This window comes from Streptomyces sp. NPDC097107, from assembly GCF_044762405.1.
GTDB classification, from domain to species: domain Bacteria; phylum Actinomycetota; class Actinomycetes; order Streptomycetales; family Streptomycetaceae; genus Streptomyces; species Streptomyces thinghirensis.
In genome coordinates this window covers 1-18,468 of sequence record NZ_JBIWEF010000026.1, presented here as the reverse complement: position 1 = coordinate 18,468, position 18,468 = coordinate 1, and the positions used below count along the sequence as shown (strand labels likewise).

The 18,468-nt window shown below is 70.3% G+C and carries 11 protein-coding genes; 10 read left to right on the top strand and 1 reads right to left on the bottom strand.

Annotation, left to right across the window (positions count from 1 at the left end; translation table 11 throughout):
- Nucleotides 1–28: 28 nt before the first annotated feature.
- The 9 genes from ACIQ1J_RS34595 (at nt 29) to ACIQ1J_RS34555 (ending at nt 14,696) form a co-directional block, all read left to right on the top strand.
- On the top strand, nt 29–1,861 hold the full coding sequence (locus tag ACIQ1J_RS34595; RefSeq protein WP_403563240.1) for an ABC transporter ATP-binding protein: 1,833 nt from the start codon (nt 29–31) through the stop codon (nt 1,859–1,861).
- Entirely contained in the window at nt 1,858–3,729 is a 1,872-nt protein-coding gene (locus tag ACIQ1J_RS34590) for an ABC transporter ATP-binding protein (protein ID WP_403563238.1), read from the top strand. Before ACIQ1J_RS34595 ends, ACIQ1J_RS34590 begins: the two co-directional genes overlap by 4 nt.
- A 116-nt stretch (nt 3,730–3,845) precedes the next feature.
- Nucleotides 3,846–4,598: a TnsA-like heteromeric transposase endonuclease subunit gene (locus ACIQ1J_RS34585; protein WP_403563236.1), complete on the top strand. Its 753-nt coding sequence runs from the start codon at nt 3,846–3,848 to the stop codon at nt 4,596–4,598.
- Nucleotides 4,595–6,775 carry a helix-turn-helix domain-containing protein gene (locus ACIQ1J_RS34580; RefSeq protein WP_403563234.1) on the top strand — a complete coding sequence of 727 codons (2,181 nt, stop codon included), beginning with the start codon at nt 4,595–4,597 and terminating at the stop codon, nt 6,773–6,775. The genes ACIQ1J_RS34585 and ACIQ1J_RS34580 overlap by 4 nt, the downstream gene beginning before the upstream one ends.
- On the top strand, nt 6,772–7,908 hold the full coding sequence (locus tag ACIQ1J_RS34575) for an AAA family ATPase (RefSeq protein ID WP_403563232.1): 1,137 nt from the start codon (nt 6,772–6,774) through the stop codon (nt 7,906–7,908). The genes ACIQ1J_RS34580 and ACIQ1J_RS34575 overlap by 4 nt, the downstream gene beginning before the upstream one ends.
- Nucleotides 7,905–10,439, top strand: coding sequence for a TniQ family protein (locus ACIQ1J_RS34570; RefSeq protein ID WP_403563230.1), 2,535 nt, complete (start codon nt 7,905–7,907; stop codon nt 10,437–10,439). The genes ACIQ1J_RS34575 and ACIQ1J_RS34570 overlap by 4 nt, the downstream gene beginning before the upstream one ends.
- Before the next feature lie 59 nt (nt 10,440–10,498).
- Nucleotides 10,499–11,353: a GNAT family N-acetyltransferase gene (locus tag ACIQ1J_RS34565; RefSeq protein ID WP_403563228.1), complete on the top strand. Its 855-nt coding sequence runs from the start codon at nt 10,499–10,501 to the stop codon at nt 11,351–11,353.
- A 663-nt stretch (nt 11,354–12,016) separates the two neighbouring features.
- Entirely contained in the window at nt 12,017–14,056 is a 2,040-nt protein-coding gene (locus ACIQ1J_RS34560) for a M4 family metallopeptidase (protein ID WP_403563226.1), read from the top strand.
- 130 nt (nt 14,057–14,186) lie between these two features.
- Nucleotides 14,187–14,696 (top strand): DUF1990 family protein, encoded by a 510-nt coding sequence (locus ACIQ1J_RS34555; RefSeq protein ID WP_403563224.1) that lies wholly within the window; start codon nt 14,187–14,189, stop codon nt 14,694–14,696.
- 130 nt (nt 14,697–14,826) lie between these two features.
- Here the strand turns inward: ACIQ1J_RS34555 and ACIQ1J_RS34550 are convergent, their stop codons facing one another.
- Nucleotides 14,827–17,445, bottom strand: coding sequence for a glycosyltransferase family 1 protein (locus ACIQ1J_RS34550; protein ID WP_403563222.1), 2,619 nt, complete (start codon nt 17,443–17,445; stop codon nt 14,827–14,829).
- Nucleotides 17,446–17,755: 310 nt separating this feature from the next.
- On the opposite strand from ACIQ1J_RS34550, the gene ACIQ1J_RS34545 reads away from it, so the two are divergent.
- The coding region (locus ACIQ1J_RS34545; RefSeq protein ID WP_403563220.1) for a maltotransferase domain-containing protein at nt 17,756–18,468 on the top strand (713 nt) is incomplete at its 3' end.

Below are 18,468 nucleotides of genomic sequence, written 5' to 3'. Positions count from 1 at the left end.
TCAGTGGTGAACCGTAGGCTCGCTGCTGATGCCCACTACACCCGCCTTGGCCAAGGCCCCCACCGAGGACCGGTCCACCGTGCGCGCCCTGCTGCGGCTGTGGCCCTATGTCCGGCCCGTACGGGCGCGGTTGGCGACCGCCGCGTGTGTGGCGATCGTCGCCTCCTGCGTGGGGCTGGTGATCCCGCTCGTCCTGAAGTGGATGGTGGACGGGCCGGTCGCCGGCCGGGATCCGGCGGGCGTGTGGCTCGGGGCGCTGTACCTGCTCCTCCTCGGGCTGGTGGAGGCGCTGCTGTTCGGGCTGCGGCGGTGGCTGGTGGCCCGGCCGCTGGCGGGTGTCGAGGCGGGGATGCGGGCGGATCTGTACCGGCACCTGCAACGGCTGCCGGTGGCCTTCCACGACCGGTGGGCCTCGGGACAGCTGCTGTCCCGCGGGACGACGGATTTGATGCTGCTGCGCATGTTCCTCGCCTTCCCGCTGACGTTCCTCCTGGTCAACGGCGTGACGATCCTGGTCGGCGTGGGCATCATGCTGGTCCAGGACTGGACGCTCGGGCTGGTGATCCTCGGGCCCGCCATCCCAGTGATGATCACCTGCGCGGTCTTCGAGAAGAAGTACTCCGCGGTGGCGCGGCGCGCGCAGGACCAGGTCGGGGATCTGACGACCGTCGTCGAGGAGAGCGTCCTCGGCATCCGGATCATCAAGGGGTTCGGCCGGCACCGCAGCCAGGCACGGGCCTTCCACGAGCTGTCGCACACGCTGCGGGGGACCGAGCTGCGCAAGGCGCGGCTGCTGGCGGCCATCTGGGCGGTCATCGTGGCGCTGCCGGAGGTGGCGATCGGGGCGGCGCTGGTGGTGGGCACGGTGCAGGTGGCGGACGGGTCGCTGTCGGCGGGGACGCTGGTGGCGTTCCTGTCGACGGCGCTGGCCCTGCGGTGGCCCGTCGAGTCGATCGGCTTCCTGCTGGCGATGAGTCAGGAGGCGGCGACGGCCACGGACCGGTACTTCGAGGTGATGGACGCGGAGGTGGAGGAGGCGGGGGGTTCGCACGGGTCTGCGGCACGACTGCCCGCGGCTGCGGCAGGCGAGGGCCTGCGGTTCGAGGGCGTTCGCTTCCGGTACCCCGACGCGCCCCCCGGCTCCCCGCCCCTCCTCGACCGGGTCGACCTGCACATCCGCCCCGGCGAGTCCATGGCCCTGGTCGGGGCCACCGGCAGTGGCAAGACCACGCTGACCGCGCTCGTCCCCCGCCTGCACGAGGTGACCGCCGGACGGATCACGCTGGACGGCGAGGACATCGCCGCGCTGTCCCGCGAGGAGCTGCGTTCCATGGTCGCCGTGGCCTTCGAGGAACCCACGCTGTTCTCGGCGACCGTCGGCGAGAACGTCCTGATGGGGGCCGGTGGCGACGCCGGTGAGGAGGAGCTGGGGCGGGCGCTCGCCGTCGCGCAGGCCGACTTCGCCCACGCCCTGCCCCAGGGCACCGGCACCCAGGTCGGCGAGCAGGGCCTCAGCCTCTCCGGCGGCCAGCGGCAGCGCCTCGCGCTCGCCCGGGCGGTGGTCGGCACGCCGAGGTTCCTGGTCCTGGACGACCCGCTGTCCGCGCTGGACGTGCACACGGAGGCCGCCGTGGAGGCCGCCCTGCGGCGGGTCCTCACGGACACCACCGCCCTGATCGTGGCGCACCGCCCGTCCACGGTGCTGCTCGCGGACCGCGTGGCGCTGCTCTCGGGCGGCCGCATCTCCGCCGTCGGCACCCACCAGGAACTGCTGCGCACCAGCACCGAGTACGCCCATCTGATGTCCGGGCTCGACGCGCACGAGGGTCCCGAGGGACCCCGGGAAGGGGACGGCCGATGACCGCGCCCACGGCCACCGCGCCGGAGAGGGAACAGCCCGAGGGCGGGCCGGCGCCCGAAAACCCGGCCCGCGCGGCCGACGACCTCTTCGACCGGGACGTCCTGCCCAGTCCGCCGGGCGCGACCGCCGTGCTGCTGCGTTCCCTGCTGGCGCCCATGAGGGCCCGCGTCGCCCTCACCACCTTCCTCCTGCTGCTCCAGCAGGCGGCGGTGCAGGCGGGCCCGCTGCTGGTGGCGTACGCCATCGACCGTGCCGTCCCGGCGCTCCGGGACGACGACCACGGTCCGCTGATCGCGGTGGGCGCCGGTTATCTGCTCTGTTCGCTGGCCGCGGGCGCGCTCCAGTACGCGTTCGTCGCCGCGGCGGCCCGCGTCAGCCAGGACGTGCTGCTGGACCTGCGGGGCCGGATCTTCCGGCACGCGCAGGCGCTGAGCGTCGACTTCCACGAGCGCTACACCTCGGGGCGGCTGATCTCCCGCTCGACCACGGACGTGGAGGCGCTGCGCGAACTCCTCGACGAGGGTCTGCAGGAGCTGGTGACGGTCATCCTGTCCTTCGTCTACATCGCGGCGCTGCTGCTCTGGCTGGACCTCGGCCTGGGCTCGGTCGCGGTGGCGTCGTTCGTGCCGCTGTACGGGCTGGTGCGGCTGTACCAGCGGCGCGCGGGACGGGTGTACCGGCGGCGGTCCACGGCGATCGCGGCGGTGATCGTGAAGTTCGTGGAGACGCTGAACGGCATCCGGCCGGTGCGCGCCTTCCGCCGCGAGGACGCCAACGACGCCGACTTCGCCGTACTGAACCGGCGCCACGAGCGGACCAACGGCAACGCGCTGCTGGAGATGGCCCGCTATGTCGTCGGTTCCCGGCTGGTCGCCAACACGGCCGTCGCGGGGATCGTGCTGTGGGGCGCCTACCGCGTCGCGGACGGCACGCTGGCCCTCGGTGTGCTGGCGGCGGCGGTGCTGTACCTGCGCCGGCTGTACGACCCGATCGACCGGCTCGGCATGTTCCTGAACTCCTACCAGTCGGCGGCGGCCTCGCTGGAGAAGATCGCCGGGCTGCTGGCCCAGACGCCGTCCGTGCCCGAGCCGGCCGCGCCGAAGGAACTGCCGCCGCCTGCGTCGGAGCACCCCGGCCGCGAGGTCGTCTTCGACGGGGTCCGCTTCGGCTACCGCACCGGCGGCGAGGTGCTGCCCAGCTTCGGCCTGACGATCCCGGCCGGGCAGACGGTCGCCGTCGTGGGCTCGACCGGCGCGGGCAAGTCGACACTGGCCAAACTGCTCGCCCGGTTCTACGACCCCTCCGACGGGCGGGTCCTGCTGGACGGCACGGACCTGCGCGACCTCGCCGTGCCCGAACTGCGGCGCGGGGTGGTGATGGTGACGCAGGAGGCGTTCCTGTTCTCCGGCACGGTCGCCGAGAACATCGCCATCGGCCGTCCGGAGGCCACCCGGGAGGAGATCGAGGGAGCCGCGAAGGCGATCGGCGCCCACGACTTCATCGCCGCGCTGCCCGACGGCTACGACACCGACGTCCGCAAGCGGGGCGGCCGCATCTCCGCCGGGCAACGGCAGCTCGTGGCGTTCGCGAGGGCGCTGCTCGCCGATCCGGCGGTGCTGATCCTGGACGAGGCGACCAGCTCGCTGGACATCCCCGGCGAGCGGTCGGTGCAGCGGGCGATGGCGACGGTTCTGAAGGGCCGTACGGCGGTCGTGATCGCGCACCGGCTGTCGACCGTGGAGATCGCCGACCGGGTGCTGGTGATGGAGCACGGCCAGATCGTGGAGGACGGCACGCCTGCCGAACTGATCGCCGGTACGGGCCGGTTCGCTGACCTGCACCGTGCCTGGCGGGACAGTCTGGCGTGAGGACGGGACTGTAGGTTCCGCGATTCGGTGCGCACTGTACCCGTGAGATGCGCACCGAATGCGCAATTCCAAGGATCTGTGCGCACTGACTCCGCAGGGTAACTAGCTTCCGGCCCATGGCCATTCTGAGTCCAGCCCGGGTACGTGGGAAGTACGAACAGCCGATGGCGTCAGTCCGCTACGACGACGCGTCGGTACGGAAAGTCCCGTTCAAGGATCTGCGGTTGGCGGATTTCACGTGGTCGGTTCCATGGCGGAAGTTTCGCTCCGTCCACGGCCAGGCGCACTACTCAGGGCGGTACTCGTCGGCGACGATGGCCGGGCCCGTGGTCTATGAGAGCCGTTTGGAGCTGGCACGGCTTCTCCTGGCTGACATGGATCCTGCCGTGCGTGGGATCTATGCCCAGCCGTGCCATCTGACCGCCCGGGTAGGTGATCGGGTGCGTCGGCATGTGCCGGACTTCCTGCTGGTCATGGAGTCGGGAGTGGTGCGGGTGGTGAACGTCAAGCCTGCGGATCGGCTCACCGATCCGAAGATCGCGGAGGCGTTGGCCTGGCCGGGTGAACTGGTCGAACGGCACGGTTGGGAGTACGAGATCTGGTCCGGAGCGGACCGGGTAGTCCTGGAGAATGTCCGGTTCCTCGCGGCCTACCGTCGCCCGGGCGTGGTCCCGGAGGACGAGATCGAACGCGCTTGGGAAAGCATGCAGGACGGTGACCGACTCGGTGTCGCCGAGCGACGGCTGGCGGCTGGGCGTCCCGACCACGAGGCGCGGCCACCGCTCTTGGCGCTGGTGTGGTCTGGCCGGCTGACCACTGATTTGTCCCGTCCGCTGAGTGGCAACTGGGTTCTGCGGAGGTCAGTGTGAACGCCTGGACAACGACTCTTCGGACAGGTCTGCCGCTCACCTATGACGGCGAGCAGTTCACGATCGCGGAGATCGAGGGCCGCCGCATCCTCCTTCAGCAGATGTCGGCAGAGGGCCGCCCTACGTGGCGGCAGGTCGATTTGTCGGTGCTGCTGGCACACCCCTCTACCGAGTTCCTGGTGGAGACCTCGCCTGCGGAACCGGCAGCCGCAGCGTTGCTGGGCGGTCTCAGTAGTGCCGAGGACGATGCGCTCACCGTTCGGTTCCGGCATGTGCAGGAAGTTCGCTTCGGCTATCAACTGGGTTCTCCTGAGCTGGCTTTGGAGGGGGAGCCACGGCCGGACTATGCGCCAGGGATGCCTTTGATGCACCGGTACCGAGCAAAGGCCGCCGAGCTCGGAGTCGACCCAGCGACGGTCCGCCGATGGGTGTCCAAGGTCGAGAGGGGCGGGCCAGCCGGGCTGGTGAGCAGGCGACAGCCCAAGAGCGTGCTGGATCGGGTGGATCCGCGCTGGTTGGAGATGGCACGCACGGTGATCGGGGGCCTGGAGAAGTCCAGCCGCCCGGTCCGTGGCCTGGTGCTGATGGAGATCGAAGAACGAGTGGCCAAGAAGTACGGCCGCGATGTGGTGAGCGTTCCGAAGCAGACCACTGGCTACGAACTGCTGAAGGAGCTCAGCCGGGGGACCAACGCGTTCGAGGGCAGCACGAAGGGGAAGCGGTCGATCGCGAACCGCCCGCAGGGAGTCTTCGGCAAGCTGCGGGCGACGCGGCCGGGTGAGTACATCGTGCTGGACACCAACAGTCTGGATGTCTTCGCGATGGAGCCGGTGACCTGCCGGTGGGTGCAGTGCGAACTCACCGTCGCGATGGACCTCTACAGCAAGGTGATCACTGGGCTGCGGCTGACGCCGGTGTCGACGAAGTCGACCGACGTGGCCGGTGTCCTGTTCGAGACGATCCGACCGCGGGAGGTGTCGTCTGCCGGAACGGGCGAGCCGCTTCCGTACTGCGGGGTTCCTTCCACGGTGGTGTTCGACGCGGAGAAGCTGGTCGACGCGCAAGGCCAGCCGCTGCTGCCCGCAGTCGCGGCGGAGACGATCATCTACGACCACGGCAAGATCTACGTCTCGAACCACATCGCGAGCGTCAGCGCGAAACTGGACATCTCCCTGCAGCCGGCTCGCCCCTATACGCCCACCGACAAGCCGGTGGAGCGGTGGTTCAAGACGCTGAACCAGGGGCTGCTGGCGGCACTCCCCGGCTACAAAGGGCCGGACGTGCACAGCCGGGGAGAGAACGTCGAGAACGAGGCGTACTTCTTCCTGGACGAGCTCGAAATGATCATCCGCGAATGGATCACTTTGATCTATCACAGGCGGCACCACCGGGGGCTGACAGTCCCGGAGGTTCCCGGCCTGAAGCTGAGCCCGTTGGAGATGTTCGAGCACGGCGTGAACCGGGCGGGACCCTTGCGTATCCCGTCCAGGCCGGGCCTCGCGTTCGAGTTCCTGGAAGAGGAGTGGTGCCCCATCCACCACTACGGGGTGGAGATCAACGGGCTTCGCTACAACGGGGACGGGCTCGACGACTACCGCAATCAGATCAGCCCGCACCGCGGCGAACATGCCGGCAAGTGGCCGGTCGCGGTGGACCGCGCCGACATCAGGAAGATCTACTTCCAGGATCCGGAGCAGCCACACCTGTGGCACACCCTGGACTGGGAACATGCGCCGGCATTGAACGGGCCGGCCAGCTTGGAGGCGTTGAAGTACGCGCGCCGGATCGCGGCCAAGGCGCATCGTTTCCCGGACACCAAACGCGCCCTGATCGAGTTGCTGGAACGCTGGGGCGCCGGGCTGACCGAGGACCGGACGGAGCGGCGCATGGCGGTGCGCTTGTCGCAGGACCGTCTGCGGCTGGTCGGCGAAGACGACCCCGAGGCCGACGAGATCGCCGAGCTTCCCTCCGTGCGCCGTCTGGCAGCGCTCAGTTCGCCGGACGCGGGAGCGGGCCAGGGGGCGACACCGGATTTGCAGGTGGTCGCGTCTGGGGATGAGGACCTGGGCGGGGACGACGACGAGGACGAGGAGTGCGAGGCGGTCCCGGCAGACGAGGAGACCGCTGTCCTGGTCGATGACGATGATTACTACGCCGACGTCTGGACCAGCCGTTGAGTACGGCCGAGGGCATGGAGCCGTTCGAGGGCGATGACCGCCAGTACTCGCCCACCCGGCTTCGGGGCTGGCTGCAGGAGGTCAACGGCCCGGACCGCATCCAGCCCCCAGCGTTCACACGGGCTCAGCTCGCAGATCTCTCGCGGCGGGATCTGCTGGTACATGACGACAACCGGGAGGTCTGGCACGCCAACATCGGCCCGATCGACACGCCCCAGCTCCTCGCGCTGCACGACGCCTTGGCCGAGATCGTCGAGTCGAACCGGCAGGACGGCGACAAGACCAAACCCGCGGCCCTGGTGGACGCCTACCCGGGGCTCGGCAAGAGCACGGCGGTGCGTGACTATGGCCGCAAGCTGTTCCGCAAGCAGGTCGCCCTGCGCGGAGAGACGACACCGAGCGGCGACCGCCGCGTCCCGGTCATCTACATTGCTCTGAGCGGGAACACACAGATCCGCGGGCTGAACGCGGCGATCTGCCGCTTCTACGGCCTGCCCACCTCCGGGAACGCCGACACCCTGGCCGAGCGGGCCGTGGACGCCGTGTTGTCCATGAAGACGGCCGCGATCATCATCGACGACATCCATTTCCTCGCCGGGGCGAACTCCAACTCGGTCCGCATGGCGAACCAGTTGAAGTACCTGGCGAACGTCTTCCCGGTCACCCTGATCTACGTCGGCGTCGGTGTCCAGCAGCGTGGTGTCCTGCGCGAGGGCTTCTCCGGCAAGCAGACCGAACTGGCCCAGTTCGGGCGCCGCACCACCCCACTGACGCTGCCGCCCTTCCAGATCGAGGACGACGAAGGCCGCCAGCACTGGCACACCCTGCTCAAGACGATCGAGCAGAAACTCGTCCTGGCGGAGAAGTACCCCGGAATGCTCGCCCAGGACCTGTCGGACTACCTCTTCGCACGCTCCACCGGACACTTCGCCTCCCTCATGGCACTGATCAACCGCGGCTGTCTGCGCGCGATCCGCTCCGGCCACGAACGTCTCGATGAGGACCTGATGAATCAGGTCAAGAACGACGCGGCCGCGGAAGCGGCCCGCAAGGAACTCGAAGCCGAGATCGAAGCCGGCCTGCTGACCAGCCGGCCGACGCAGTCTCCGCAACATCGCAGGAAGTCGGCATGACGGGGTGGACCGACGGGCGCATCCCCCTCTGGGTTCCGCCCATCGAGGGCGAAGCCCTCGACAGCTGGATCGAGGCATACGCCCGCCGACTGGCCGTCACCGGTGGAGAGTTCACCCGGTTCCTCGGGCTGTCGGGGACGGACCCGAGGTTCATGGTCCGCAGGCTGACGAACGCCGAACGCGACACCCTCGCCCGACGCACCGGGCTCACGCCCGAAGCCTTGGCCGCGATGACGCTCGGCCGGTTCGACGGTGTCATCGTGACCATCGGCCCCCACGATCGCACCATGGGCAGGCCGCCGGCCTGGCGGCACTACGGCTCACGCAGCCGGTTCTGTCCCGCTTGCCTGGCCGACGACCACGGGCGGTGGCCGCTGTTCTGGCGACTGCCCTGGTCGTTCGCCTGCACCCGCCACAATCTGCTGCTTCGCGACCACTGCCCGGCCTGCGGACACCCTCCGCCGGTCAGCACCCGGGGACGGGGCAGACCCTCGGCTCCCGGCGTCTGCCTGCACGCGACACAAACCGGACGTGCCATCCGCTGCGGCTACCCGCTCACCGAGTCCCCCGCCCCGGCACTGCAGCACGACGGAGCGGTCCTCGCCGCTCAACTCGCCGTCAGCCGCGACATTCTGGGCACATCGCTGGCAGAGGAGACCCGCACCCGCGCTCAGGAACTCCACGCCCTCGCCCGACGGGCTCTGCGCGGCGTCCACGAGTTTCCCTCCACGCCATCAGTGGTCAACGCGATCCTGGACGACTGCGGCGGCACTCTGCCTGCCCTGGCCGTCCGCGACGAGGCCAACGACGCCCACAACACAGCCGTCGGCACCGCAGTGGCCATGATCGCCACCGACCGCGGTCATCCAGCCTGCGACGAGGTCTTCGCCTGGCTGCTGTCCACCGACCGCCCGCGGGTTCCCCGAAGCAACTACGCCACCAGCAAGATCTCCGAGTGGCTGCCCGCAGGGCCCCGCGTGGTCAACCGCATGCTCTCAGCAGCCGACTCCGAGCTCACCTTCATCGCCCGCCTGCGCTACGCCACCGCCACCCCCGCCCCGGGCTGGCCCAACCGCAGTGACGAAGACGTACACCACCGGGCATCGAAGCTGCCCGCCATGATCTGGCCGTCCTGGGCCTTGCGCCTCCTGCCCGCCGAGACCAACGCCCCCGTCGCCGGGTTCCGGCGGGCCTGCGCCTCTCTGATGCTGCTGCCCGGCACGAACTGGGACTACCCTCAAGCGGCATCACTCCTGGGCAACACCAGCCCCAAGAGCAACCGCCGGGCACTGGACACGGCCGTGGCATCCTCAGGAACCGAGACCCTGCTCACGATCCTGCCCGCGTTGGCCAAGGCCCTGGACAGCCACCCCGTCCCGATCGACTACGACCGCCGCCGCCAACTCTTCAGCCCCGACAGCCTCGACTTCGATCACAACGCATACCAGACACTCTGCCGACGCCACGGCTGGCGGCAGCATGCACCCGTCCGGATCAACCGGCTGCGCTGGCACCTGGCACGACTGCTGCTGGGCGCCGACCCCGGCGCCGCCTCGCACACACCCGCCGGGCACCTGACTTTCCGCTACCGGCTCCATCCCGACCTGCGTGAACTCCTGCACCAGCAGGCAGCCGCGAACCTGGAAGCCCACGGCATCGACGAGCCCGTGTCCTGGGAACCCCCACCAGACTGGATCACGGATCCCGGCCTTCCGCCCGGCCCCGAGACGATCAACCTCAGCCAGCTCGCGCAGCATGCCGCAGACGGACCGGTGCCCGCCGAACTCGCCCGCCTGCTTGGTCTGGACGACGTCCGTCTCCTCCTCGCGGTCGAGACCTTCGGAATCACTGCACCGCAGCCCGACCGGCAGCGGCCGCCCACCCCGGGCCGACGCACCCCGCGACGGGGAGTCCTGGCCCCATCCAGCCTCAAACGGCTCTACCAGGAACGGCAGTTACTTCAGCACCAAATCGCCGAGCTGGCAGGTTGCAGCATCAGCACCGTCCGGCACGCACTCGACGAAGCGGGCATCCCGATCCGCCGACGCCGCCCAGCCGGCCACCTCGCGAAGACCATCTCTCGCGCCTGGCTGGAGAAGGAGTACCACCACAAGGGACGCTCGTCACCCGACATCGCGCGCGAACTCGACGTTCGCAAGACCGACGTGATGCGACTCGTGACCAAATGGGGCATCCCTCGAAACCCTACCGGTCAGTTCACCAACCCCTTCGCATCGCTCGACACCGATCTGTCCCCCGCGATGCACGCCGCCAGCCGGACGAAGAACTGCATCCAGCGCCTACGGCACCTCACCGTGACCTCCAGGCACCGCACTCTTCAGGACGCCGCCGCCGAACTCGGGGTGACCTGGGGCACTCTCAACTACCAACTGAAACGGATCGAGGAGACCGTGGGCTTCACCATCATCGGCACCGGACGGTCCCGGCCCCTCACCATCACGGAAGACGGACGCCGCTTCCTCAACGAAGTCACTCGTCTCCTCTCCCTGCTCGACGACCACTCACCATGACCCCTGCACGGTTGACAGCGCCGAATCTCGGATGCAGTGCGACGCTGTCCCGTGGTGGGATGCGCCACATGAGCAACTCGCTACGCGCTCGCATCGAGCAGTACTACGCCACCGTGCCCTTACTGTTCGCCGATGCCGAAGAGTTCGGTCCGTTACGGCTGTTCGTGCGGAGGAAACCAGGCGCCCCGTATTACGGCGGCCCCGGGCATGCCCAACCCACCGCGGAGGGAGCCTCGGCCGTGGCCGCCGCCGACATCGCCCAGGTGCGGGCGCGACAGCGCGAACTCGGCGTTCCAGAGGCGTTCGAATGGCTGGCCGAGGTCGCGCCGGGCCTGCGTGCTCGTATCGAGGCCGCCGGCCTGCCAGTAACGGAACGCCCGCTACTGGTTATCGATCCACACCACCCGGTTGCTCAAAGACCGGTGCCGGACGGCGTGAAACTCCACGTGCTGACGGCCGACGACCCTGCACTGCCCGCAGCCCTCGCCCTGCCCCGCCTTGCTTTCGCCGAGGAAGGCACCGCCGTGGGATCAGCGGGCCATGAAGAACTGTCAGTGGTGGCCGACGAACTGGCCAAGGACGGCACCGTGACATCGATCCGCCCAACGATCCGCGCCGGGCACAAGACGATCATCGCTGCCCTTGCCCCCGACGGCACCCCGCTGGCCGTCGGCCACTACCACCCCGCGAACGGCACCACCGAGATCGGCGGCATCGGCACCCTCCCCACCGCCCGCCGTCAGGGCCTGGCAGCAGCCCTCACCACAGCCCTGGTCGGCCACGCTCGCGACCATGGAGTGAGCACCATCTTCCTCGCCTACGCAGAAGACGCCGTCGCACGCATATACACACGCCTGGGCTTCCGCCCCGCCGACAGCACCCTTCTGATCGCGAACCAACCCGCACGTTCGTAGGTCCGTGAGTCCGAGGCGTTCGAAACGCTGAGCAACGTCCACTCCCAGCACTCACCGAGATGCCCAAGGACAACTCACAGTGACCACAAGGAGCAGACGCCATCCCCGGATTGCGCACGAACAGCCCTCACACCCGTTGCGCATCACGCGCGGATTCCCGCCTTTCCGCAGGAGCCACTGCTCACGACCAAGCGGAACCTACAGGGACGTCGGGAGAGCCGTACGGAGAACTGACGGGGGAGCCACCGATGATCGACGCGTACGAGGAGCCCGGCGCGCCCGACCGCCGGGGCGGCTGGCGGTATCTGTGGTGGCTGGTCCGGCGGCAGTGGCCGCGGTGTCTGGCGGGGGGCGTGTTCGCCAGGACTGAGTGGGCAGTCAGTAGCACCCGGAAAGCGTCCCTTCCGTATATCGAACATGAACGCCCGGACAACGAACCATTTCTGGCCAACTTTCTGACGCGCTCCTGACAGAAGGCGCGTTCTCCTGCCACTCTTCCCACGGCCGCTCCACAGCGCCCCCACAGCTTCCCGACCAGTGCTGCGCGGCGGTCAGCTCCTAGCACGTGGTTTCTGCGTACCGAACCAGTACCGCCCGGCCGGCCCACCCGCCGGCCGGTCTCCCCTGGCCGCGCGACCCGCGGCCACGCAGAAGGAGTCAGTGTTGAGCAGCAGCACTCCCCTCAGACGCGCCTCCCACACCGCGTCCCGCACCACCCACCGCCGCGCCGCCGCCGTCGCCCTGGCCGGTGTCGCAGCGCTGATCGCCACGGCGGTCCAGTCCGGCGCCGCCACCGCGGCTCCCCGGCAGGCCCCCGTTCCGGGCGCCGAGTCCGTCAAGCTCACTCCGGCCCAGCGCGCCGAACTCATCCGTGACGCCGACGCCGCCAAGGCGCACACCGCCGACGAACTCGGCCTGGGCGCCAAGGAGAAGCTGGTCGTCCGCGATGTGGTCAAGGACCGCGACGGCACCGAGCACACGCGCTACGAGCGCACCTACGACGGACTGCCCGTCCTCGGTGGCGACCTGGTCGTCACCACTGACGCCGGGAAGACCGAGCGGGTCGTGAAGGCCACGCCGAAGGCGATCAAGCCGGCCACCGTGACGCCGAGGATATCCGCCGGCAAGGCCGAGCAGCAGGCCGTCTCCGCCGCGAAGGCCGCCGGCGCCGAGCGGGCCGAGGCCGACCGCGCCCCGCGCAAGGTGATCTGGGCGGCGAACGGCACCCCGGTCCTGGCGTACGAGACGGTCGTCGGCGGCCTCCAGGAGGATGGCACCCCGAACGAGCTGCACGTCGTCACCGACGCCGCCACCGGCGCCAAGCTCTACGAGTACCAGGCGATCCACAACGGCACCGGCAACACTCTGTACAGCGGGACGGTGACGCTGGGCACGGCGCAGTCCGGGTCGTCGTACACGCTGACCGACACAGCACGCGGCAACCACAAGACGTACAACCTCAACCGGGGCACCTCCGGCACCGGCACGCTCTTCTCCGGCCCCGACGACGTGTGGGGCAACGGCAGCCCGTCCAACGCGGAGACCGCCGCCGCCGACGCCCACTACGGGGCGGCGCTGACCTGGGACTACTACAAGAACGTCCAGGGCCGTTCCGGTATCCGCGGCGACGGTGCGGGCGCCTACTCCCGGGTCCACTACGGCAACAACTACGTCAACGCCTTCTGGTCGGACGGCTGCTTCTGCATGACGTACGGCGACGGTTCGGGCAACGCCAACCCGCTGACGTCCATCGACGTGGCCGCGCACGAGATGACGCACGGACTCACCTCCAACACCGCGGGGCTCATCTACAGCGGCGAGTCCGGCGGGCTGAACGAGGCCACCTCCGACATCTTCGGCGCGGCCGTCGAGTTCCACGCGAACAACTCCTCCGACGTCGGTGACTACCTCATCGGCGAGGAGATCGACATCAACGGCGACGGCACCCCCCTGCGCTACATGGACAAGCCCAGCAAGGACGGGTCGTCCAAGGACTACTGGTACTCGGGCATCGGCAACGTCGACGTCCACTACTCCTCCGGCCCGGCCAACCACTTCTTCTACCTGCTGAGCGAGGGCAGCGGCACCAAGACCATCAACGGTGTCACCTACGACTCGCCCACCTCGGACGGCCTCCCGGTCACCGGCATCGGCCGCGAGAAGGCGGCGAAGATCTGGTTCCGCGCGCTGACCACGAAGTTCACGTCGACCACCAACTACGCGGCGGCCCGCACCGGCACCCTCGCGGCCACCGGTGAGCTGTACGGCACCGACAGCACCGAGTACAAGGCGGTGCAGGACGCGTGGGCCGGCATCAACGTCGGTGCCCGCTCGGGCGGCGGCGGTGGCGGCGGCACCTCCTTCGAGAACACCACCGACGTGGCCATCCCGGACAACGGCGCGGCGGTCACCTCGTCGGTCGCCGTGACGGGGCGGGCCGGCAACGCGCCGGCCAACCTCCAGGCCGCGGTGGACATCAGGCACACCTGGCGCGGTGACCTGGTGGTCGACCTGCTGGCCCCGGACGGGACCGCGTACCGCCTGAAGAACTCCAGCTCCTCCGACTCGGCGGACAACGTGATCCAGACGTACACGGTGAACGCCTCCTCGGAGACCGCCAACGGCACCTGGAAGCTGCGCGTCCAGGACGGGGCCTCCCGGGACACCGGGTACATCAACTCGTTCAAGCTCACCTTCCCGTAGGCCCCGCGCGGGGCTCCACGGTCAGGGCGCCGTCCCGGTGGTTCGAATCCCCGGGACGGCGTCCTCCCCATGGCCTGCCGGCGACACCCGGAACGCCAGGTTCCAGGGTGTCGCCCTACTCTTGGTGCCCATGTCCTTCACGTACGACGACGTCGGCGCCACCCGCGAGCAGGGCCACTGTCCGCCCGGCTTCCGCCCCATGCACGTACGCACGCGCCTCGGGGAGGGCGAACCGGTGTTCCGGCGCGCGGTCGAGGCCGTGCTCACCTGGGAGATGCACCGGGAGATGGGCGTCGGCATCGACGCGAGCGCCGAGCGTGCCGCGCCCGGCGTCGACGTCACCGTCACCCTCGCCGGGATGATCAAGGCGCCCTGCCGGGTGGTCTGGACCCTGGACGAACCCCGCCGGGCCGGCTGGGCCTACGGCACCCTGCCCGGCCACCCGGAGTCCGGGGAAGAGGCCTTCGTGGTGGACCGGACGGGCGACGGCACGGTCTGGCTGACCGTGACCGCCTTCAGCCGCCCCGCCAAGTGGTACGCCAAGGCCGGCGGCCCGGCCGCCCGCGCCTTCCAGCACGCCTACGCCCGCCGCTGCGGCACCGTCCTGCGACGGCTGAGCGGCGGCGACGAGGGGGACTGACCCGCGCTCCACGGCCGGTCCCACGTCGTCCTCCGGCCGGTCCCACGTCGTCCTCCGGCCGGCCCCACGTCGTCCTCCGGCCGGCCCCACCTCAACCTCCGGCCGGCCCCACCTCAACCTCCGGCCGGTCTCACCTCATCAGCAGCCCCGCCGCCTCCGCCAGCTCGTCCGACGGCACCGCGACCAGTCCCGCCTCCGCGCCGGACGCCAGCAGCCGGTGCGCGGGCAGGATGCGGACCGTGTAGCCGAAGGGCCCGGTGCGGTCCAGGGCGAGCGGGCCCTCGTACAGCCAGCGGCCCTCCAGGTCGGGGCCGCCCACCGGTTTCAGCGGCACCGTCGCCGCGTCGGTGATCCGGTCCTCGGAGTCGACCCGGCCGGAGACCGCCTGCACCTCCACGTCGTCCGGGGCCAGGTCGCCGAGGTTGACCCGGACCCGCAGCCCGAGCGTCGAGCCCAGCTCCGCCGTGGCGCTCGCGGCGGACGTCTCCACGTGGTCGACGCTCACCCCGGGCCAGGCCGCCCGCACCCGGGCCTTCCACTCGGCCAGCGAACGGGCGGAGTCCGGGTCCATCGCGCGATGCGCCTCGGCCGCGGGGGCGTAGAGCCGCTCGACGTACTCGCGGACCATGCGGCCGGCCAGCACCTTCGGCCCGAGCAGGCTCAGGGTCCTGCGGACCATCTCGATCCACCGGTCGGGCAGCCCGCTCGCGCCGCGCTCGTAGAAGCGGGGGGTGATCCGCTGCTCCAGCAGGTCGTAGAGGGCGGCGGCCTCTATGGCGTCGCGCCGGTCCGGGTCGGTGCCCGCGCCGTCGGCGGTGGGGATCGCCCAGCCGAAGTCGGGCTGGTACCACTCGTCCCACCAGCCGTCCAGTACCGACAGGTTGAGGCAGCCGTTGAGCGCCGCCTTCATGCCGGACGTGCCGCAGGCCTCCAGGGGGCGGAGGGGGTTGTTCAGCCAGATGTCGCAGCCCGGGTAGAGCTTCTGCGCCATCGCCATGCCGTAGTCGGGCAGGAACACGAGGCGGTGCCGCACCCGCGGGTCGTCGGCGAACCGCACCAGCTCCTGCACCAGCCGCTTGCCGCCCTCGTCCGCCGGGTGCGCCTTGCCCGCGACGACGATCTGGATCGGCCGCTCGGAGTGCAGCAGGAGGTCCATCAGGCGGTCGCGGTCGCGCAGCATCAGCGTCAGCCGCTTGTACGACGGGACGCGCCGCGCGAACCCGATGGTGAGCACGTCCGGGTCGAGGACGTCGTCGATCCAGCCCAGCTCGGCGGTGCCGGCGCCGCGCTGCCGCCAGGAGGCGCGCAGCCGCTCCCGCACCTCCTCGACGAGCTGCTCGCGCAGGGTGCGGCGCAGTTCCCAGATGTCCTGGTCGGGGATGTCGGCGACCGAGTCCCAGCGGTCCGAGCCGCCGACGGTCAGCGCGTCCTCGGCCCGCTGGACGCCGATCTGCCGGGCTCCGAGCCGGAAGACCTCCGGCGCGACCCAGGTCGGGGCGTGCACGCCGTTGGTGACGGAGGTGATCGGCACCTCCTCGGCGTCGAAACCGGGCCAGAGTCCGGCGAACATCCCCCGGCTGACCCCGCCGTGCAGCAGGGAGACGCCGTTGGCGCGCTGGGCCAGGCGCAGGCCCATCACGGCCATGTTGAACAGGTTGGGCTCGCCGCCGGGGTAGGTCTCCATACCGAGCCGCAGGACGCGCTCGACGTCGATGCGCGGGAGTTCGGAGTCGGGGCCGAAGTGGCGGGCGACCAGTTCGCGGTCGAAGCGGTCGATGCCGGCCGGGACGGGGGTGTGGGTGGTGAAGACGGTGCCGGCCCGGACCGCCTCGAGTGCGGCACCGAACTCCAACCCCTGCTCGCACAGTTCGGAGATGCGCTCCAGGCCGAGAAGACCCGCGTGGCCCTCGTTGGTGTGGAACACCTCCGGCGCGGCGTGGCCGGCGAGCCGGCAGTACGTCCGTACCGCCCGGACACCTCCTATGCCGAGCAGCATCTCCTGGAGGAGCCGGTGTTCGCTGCCGCCGCCGTAGAGCCGGTCGGTGACGCCGCGTTCGCCGAGGTCGTTCTCCTCGACGTCCGAGTCGAGCAGCAGCAGCGGCACCCGGCCGACCTGGGCCAGCCAGATACGGGCGCGCAGCTCCCGGCCGCCGGGCAGCGCGAGGGCGACGTGGGCGGGGGTGCCGTCGGCCTCCTTGAGGAGGGCGAGGGGCAGCTCGTGGGGGTCGAGAACGGGGTAGTGCTCCTGCTGCCAGCCGTCCCGGGAGAGGGACTGCCGGAAGTAGCCGTGCCGGTAGAGCAGGCCGACGCCGATGAGCGGTACGCCCAGGTCACTGGCCGCCTTCAGGTGGTCGCCGGCGAGGATGCCGAGGCCGCCGGAGTACTGGGGCAGGGCGGCGGTGATACCGAACTCGGGTGAGAAGTAGGCGACGGCGGCGGGGAGTCGGCCGGACTGGGCCTGGTACCAGCGGTCGCCGGTCATGTAGTGGTCGAGGTCGTCGGCCACCGCGGTCAGCCGGCGCAGGAAGCGCCGGTCCTCCGCCAGCTCCGCGAGGCGCGCGGGCGGGACGGTGCCGAGCAGCCGTACCGGGTCGCGGCCGGAGGCGGCCCAGCACCCGGGGTCGACGGACTGGAAGAGGTCGCGGGTCTCCGGATGCCAGGACCAGCGCAGATTCCGGGCCAGATCACTGAGCGGCCGGAGGGGGTCGGGGAGAACGGGACGGACGGTAAGTCGACGAATCGCCTTCACCCCGACGACGTTACCGGCGCGATGTGTCCCTCGCCGGGGCCTTCGCCCTCAGACCTCCGATTCGGCCTGAACGGCGTCCTCCTCGGTCGCCGGTCGGGCTAATAACCACCGGCGTGTCGATCTCCGGGCGGGGAAGGTGTCCGGTCAGGTCGTCGCGAGTGTCGACATACGCATGAGTAAGTAACAAAGTGCCGGATTGCCCACCCGAAGAGTGTGGGAAGGCTCCTGCGGTACACCCCACACGCACCCCCGCAGGACCCACCTCCCCAGAGTCATCCGCCCACCCTCGTTGACGCGGACAGGAGCGGTCATGCCCGCCACGCACCACTCGTCAGCACCCCCCGCGGCACCATCGCAGGCACCCCCCGCGGCACCATCGCAGGCGCCACCCGGGGCACCCCCCGCGGACGGCACCACCGTCGTCGGGCGCATCCCCGTCCTGGACGTCCGCCCGATGGTCCGGCAGGGGCGCAGGCCCGCCAAGGCCGTCACCGGCGAGTCCTTCGAGATATCGGCCACCGTGTTCCGGGAGGGGCACGACGCGGTCGCCGCCAACGTCGTCCTCAGAGATCCGCGGGGCCGGCCGGGTCCGTGGACGCCGATGCGGGAGCTGGCCCCGGGCACCGACCGCTGGGGGGCCACCGTCACCGCCGGTGAGCCGGGACTCTGGTCGTACACCGTGGAGGCGTGGGGCGATCCGGTGACCACCTGGCGGCACCACGCGCGGATCAAGATCCCGGCGGGGATGGACACCGACCTGGTCCTGGAGGAGGGCGCCCGGCTGTACGAGCGTGCCGCCGACGACGTGCCCCGGAGCGCGGACCGACGGGAACTGCTCGCCGCCGCGGACGCGCTGCGGGACGAGACCCGGGCGGCCGCGTCTCGTTTGGCGGCGGCGCTGACGCCGGAGGTGGACGCGGTACTGGCTCGGCATCCGCTGCGGGAGCTGGTCACCACCTCCGACCCGCTGCCCCTGCTCGTGGAGCGCGAACGCGCCCTGTACGGCGCCTGGTACGAGTTCTT

Coding starts and splice junctions, on each gene's coding strand:
- ACIQ1J_RS34590 (WP_403563238.1), top strand. CDS start 1,858: ATGACCGCGCCCACGGCCACCGCGCCGGAGAGGGAACAGCCCGAGGGC.
- ACIQ1J_RS34585 (WP_403563236.1), top strand. CDS start 3,846: ATGGCCATTCTGAGTCCAGCCCGGGTACGTGGGAAGTACGAACAGCCG.
- ACIQ1J_RS34595 (WP_403563240.1), top strand. CDS start 29: ATGCCCACTACACCCGCCTTGGCCAAGGCCCCCACCGAGGACCGGTCC.
- ACIQ1J_RS34565 (WP_403563228.1), top strand. CDS start 10,499: ATGCGCCACATGAGCAACTCGCTACGCGCTCGCATCGAGCAGTACTAC.
- ACIQ1J_RS34570 (WP_403563230.1), top strand. CDS start 7,905: ATGACGGGGTGGACCGACGGGCGCATCCCCCTCTGGGTTCCGCCCATC.
- ACIQ1J_RS34555 (WP_403563224.1), top strand. CDS start 14,187: ATGTCCTTCACGTACGACGACGTCGGCGCCACCCGCGAGCAGGGCCAC.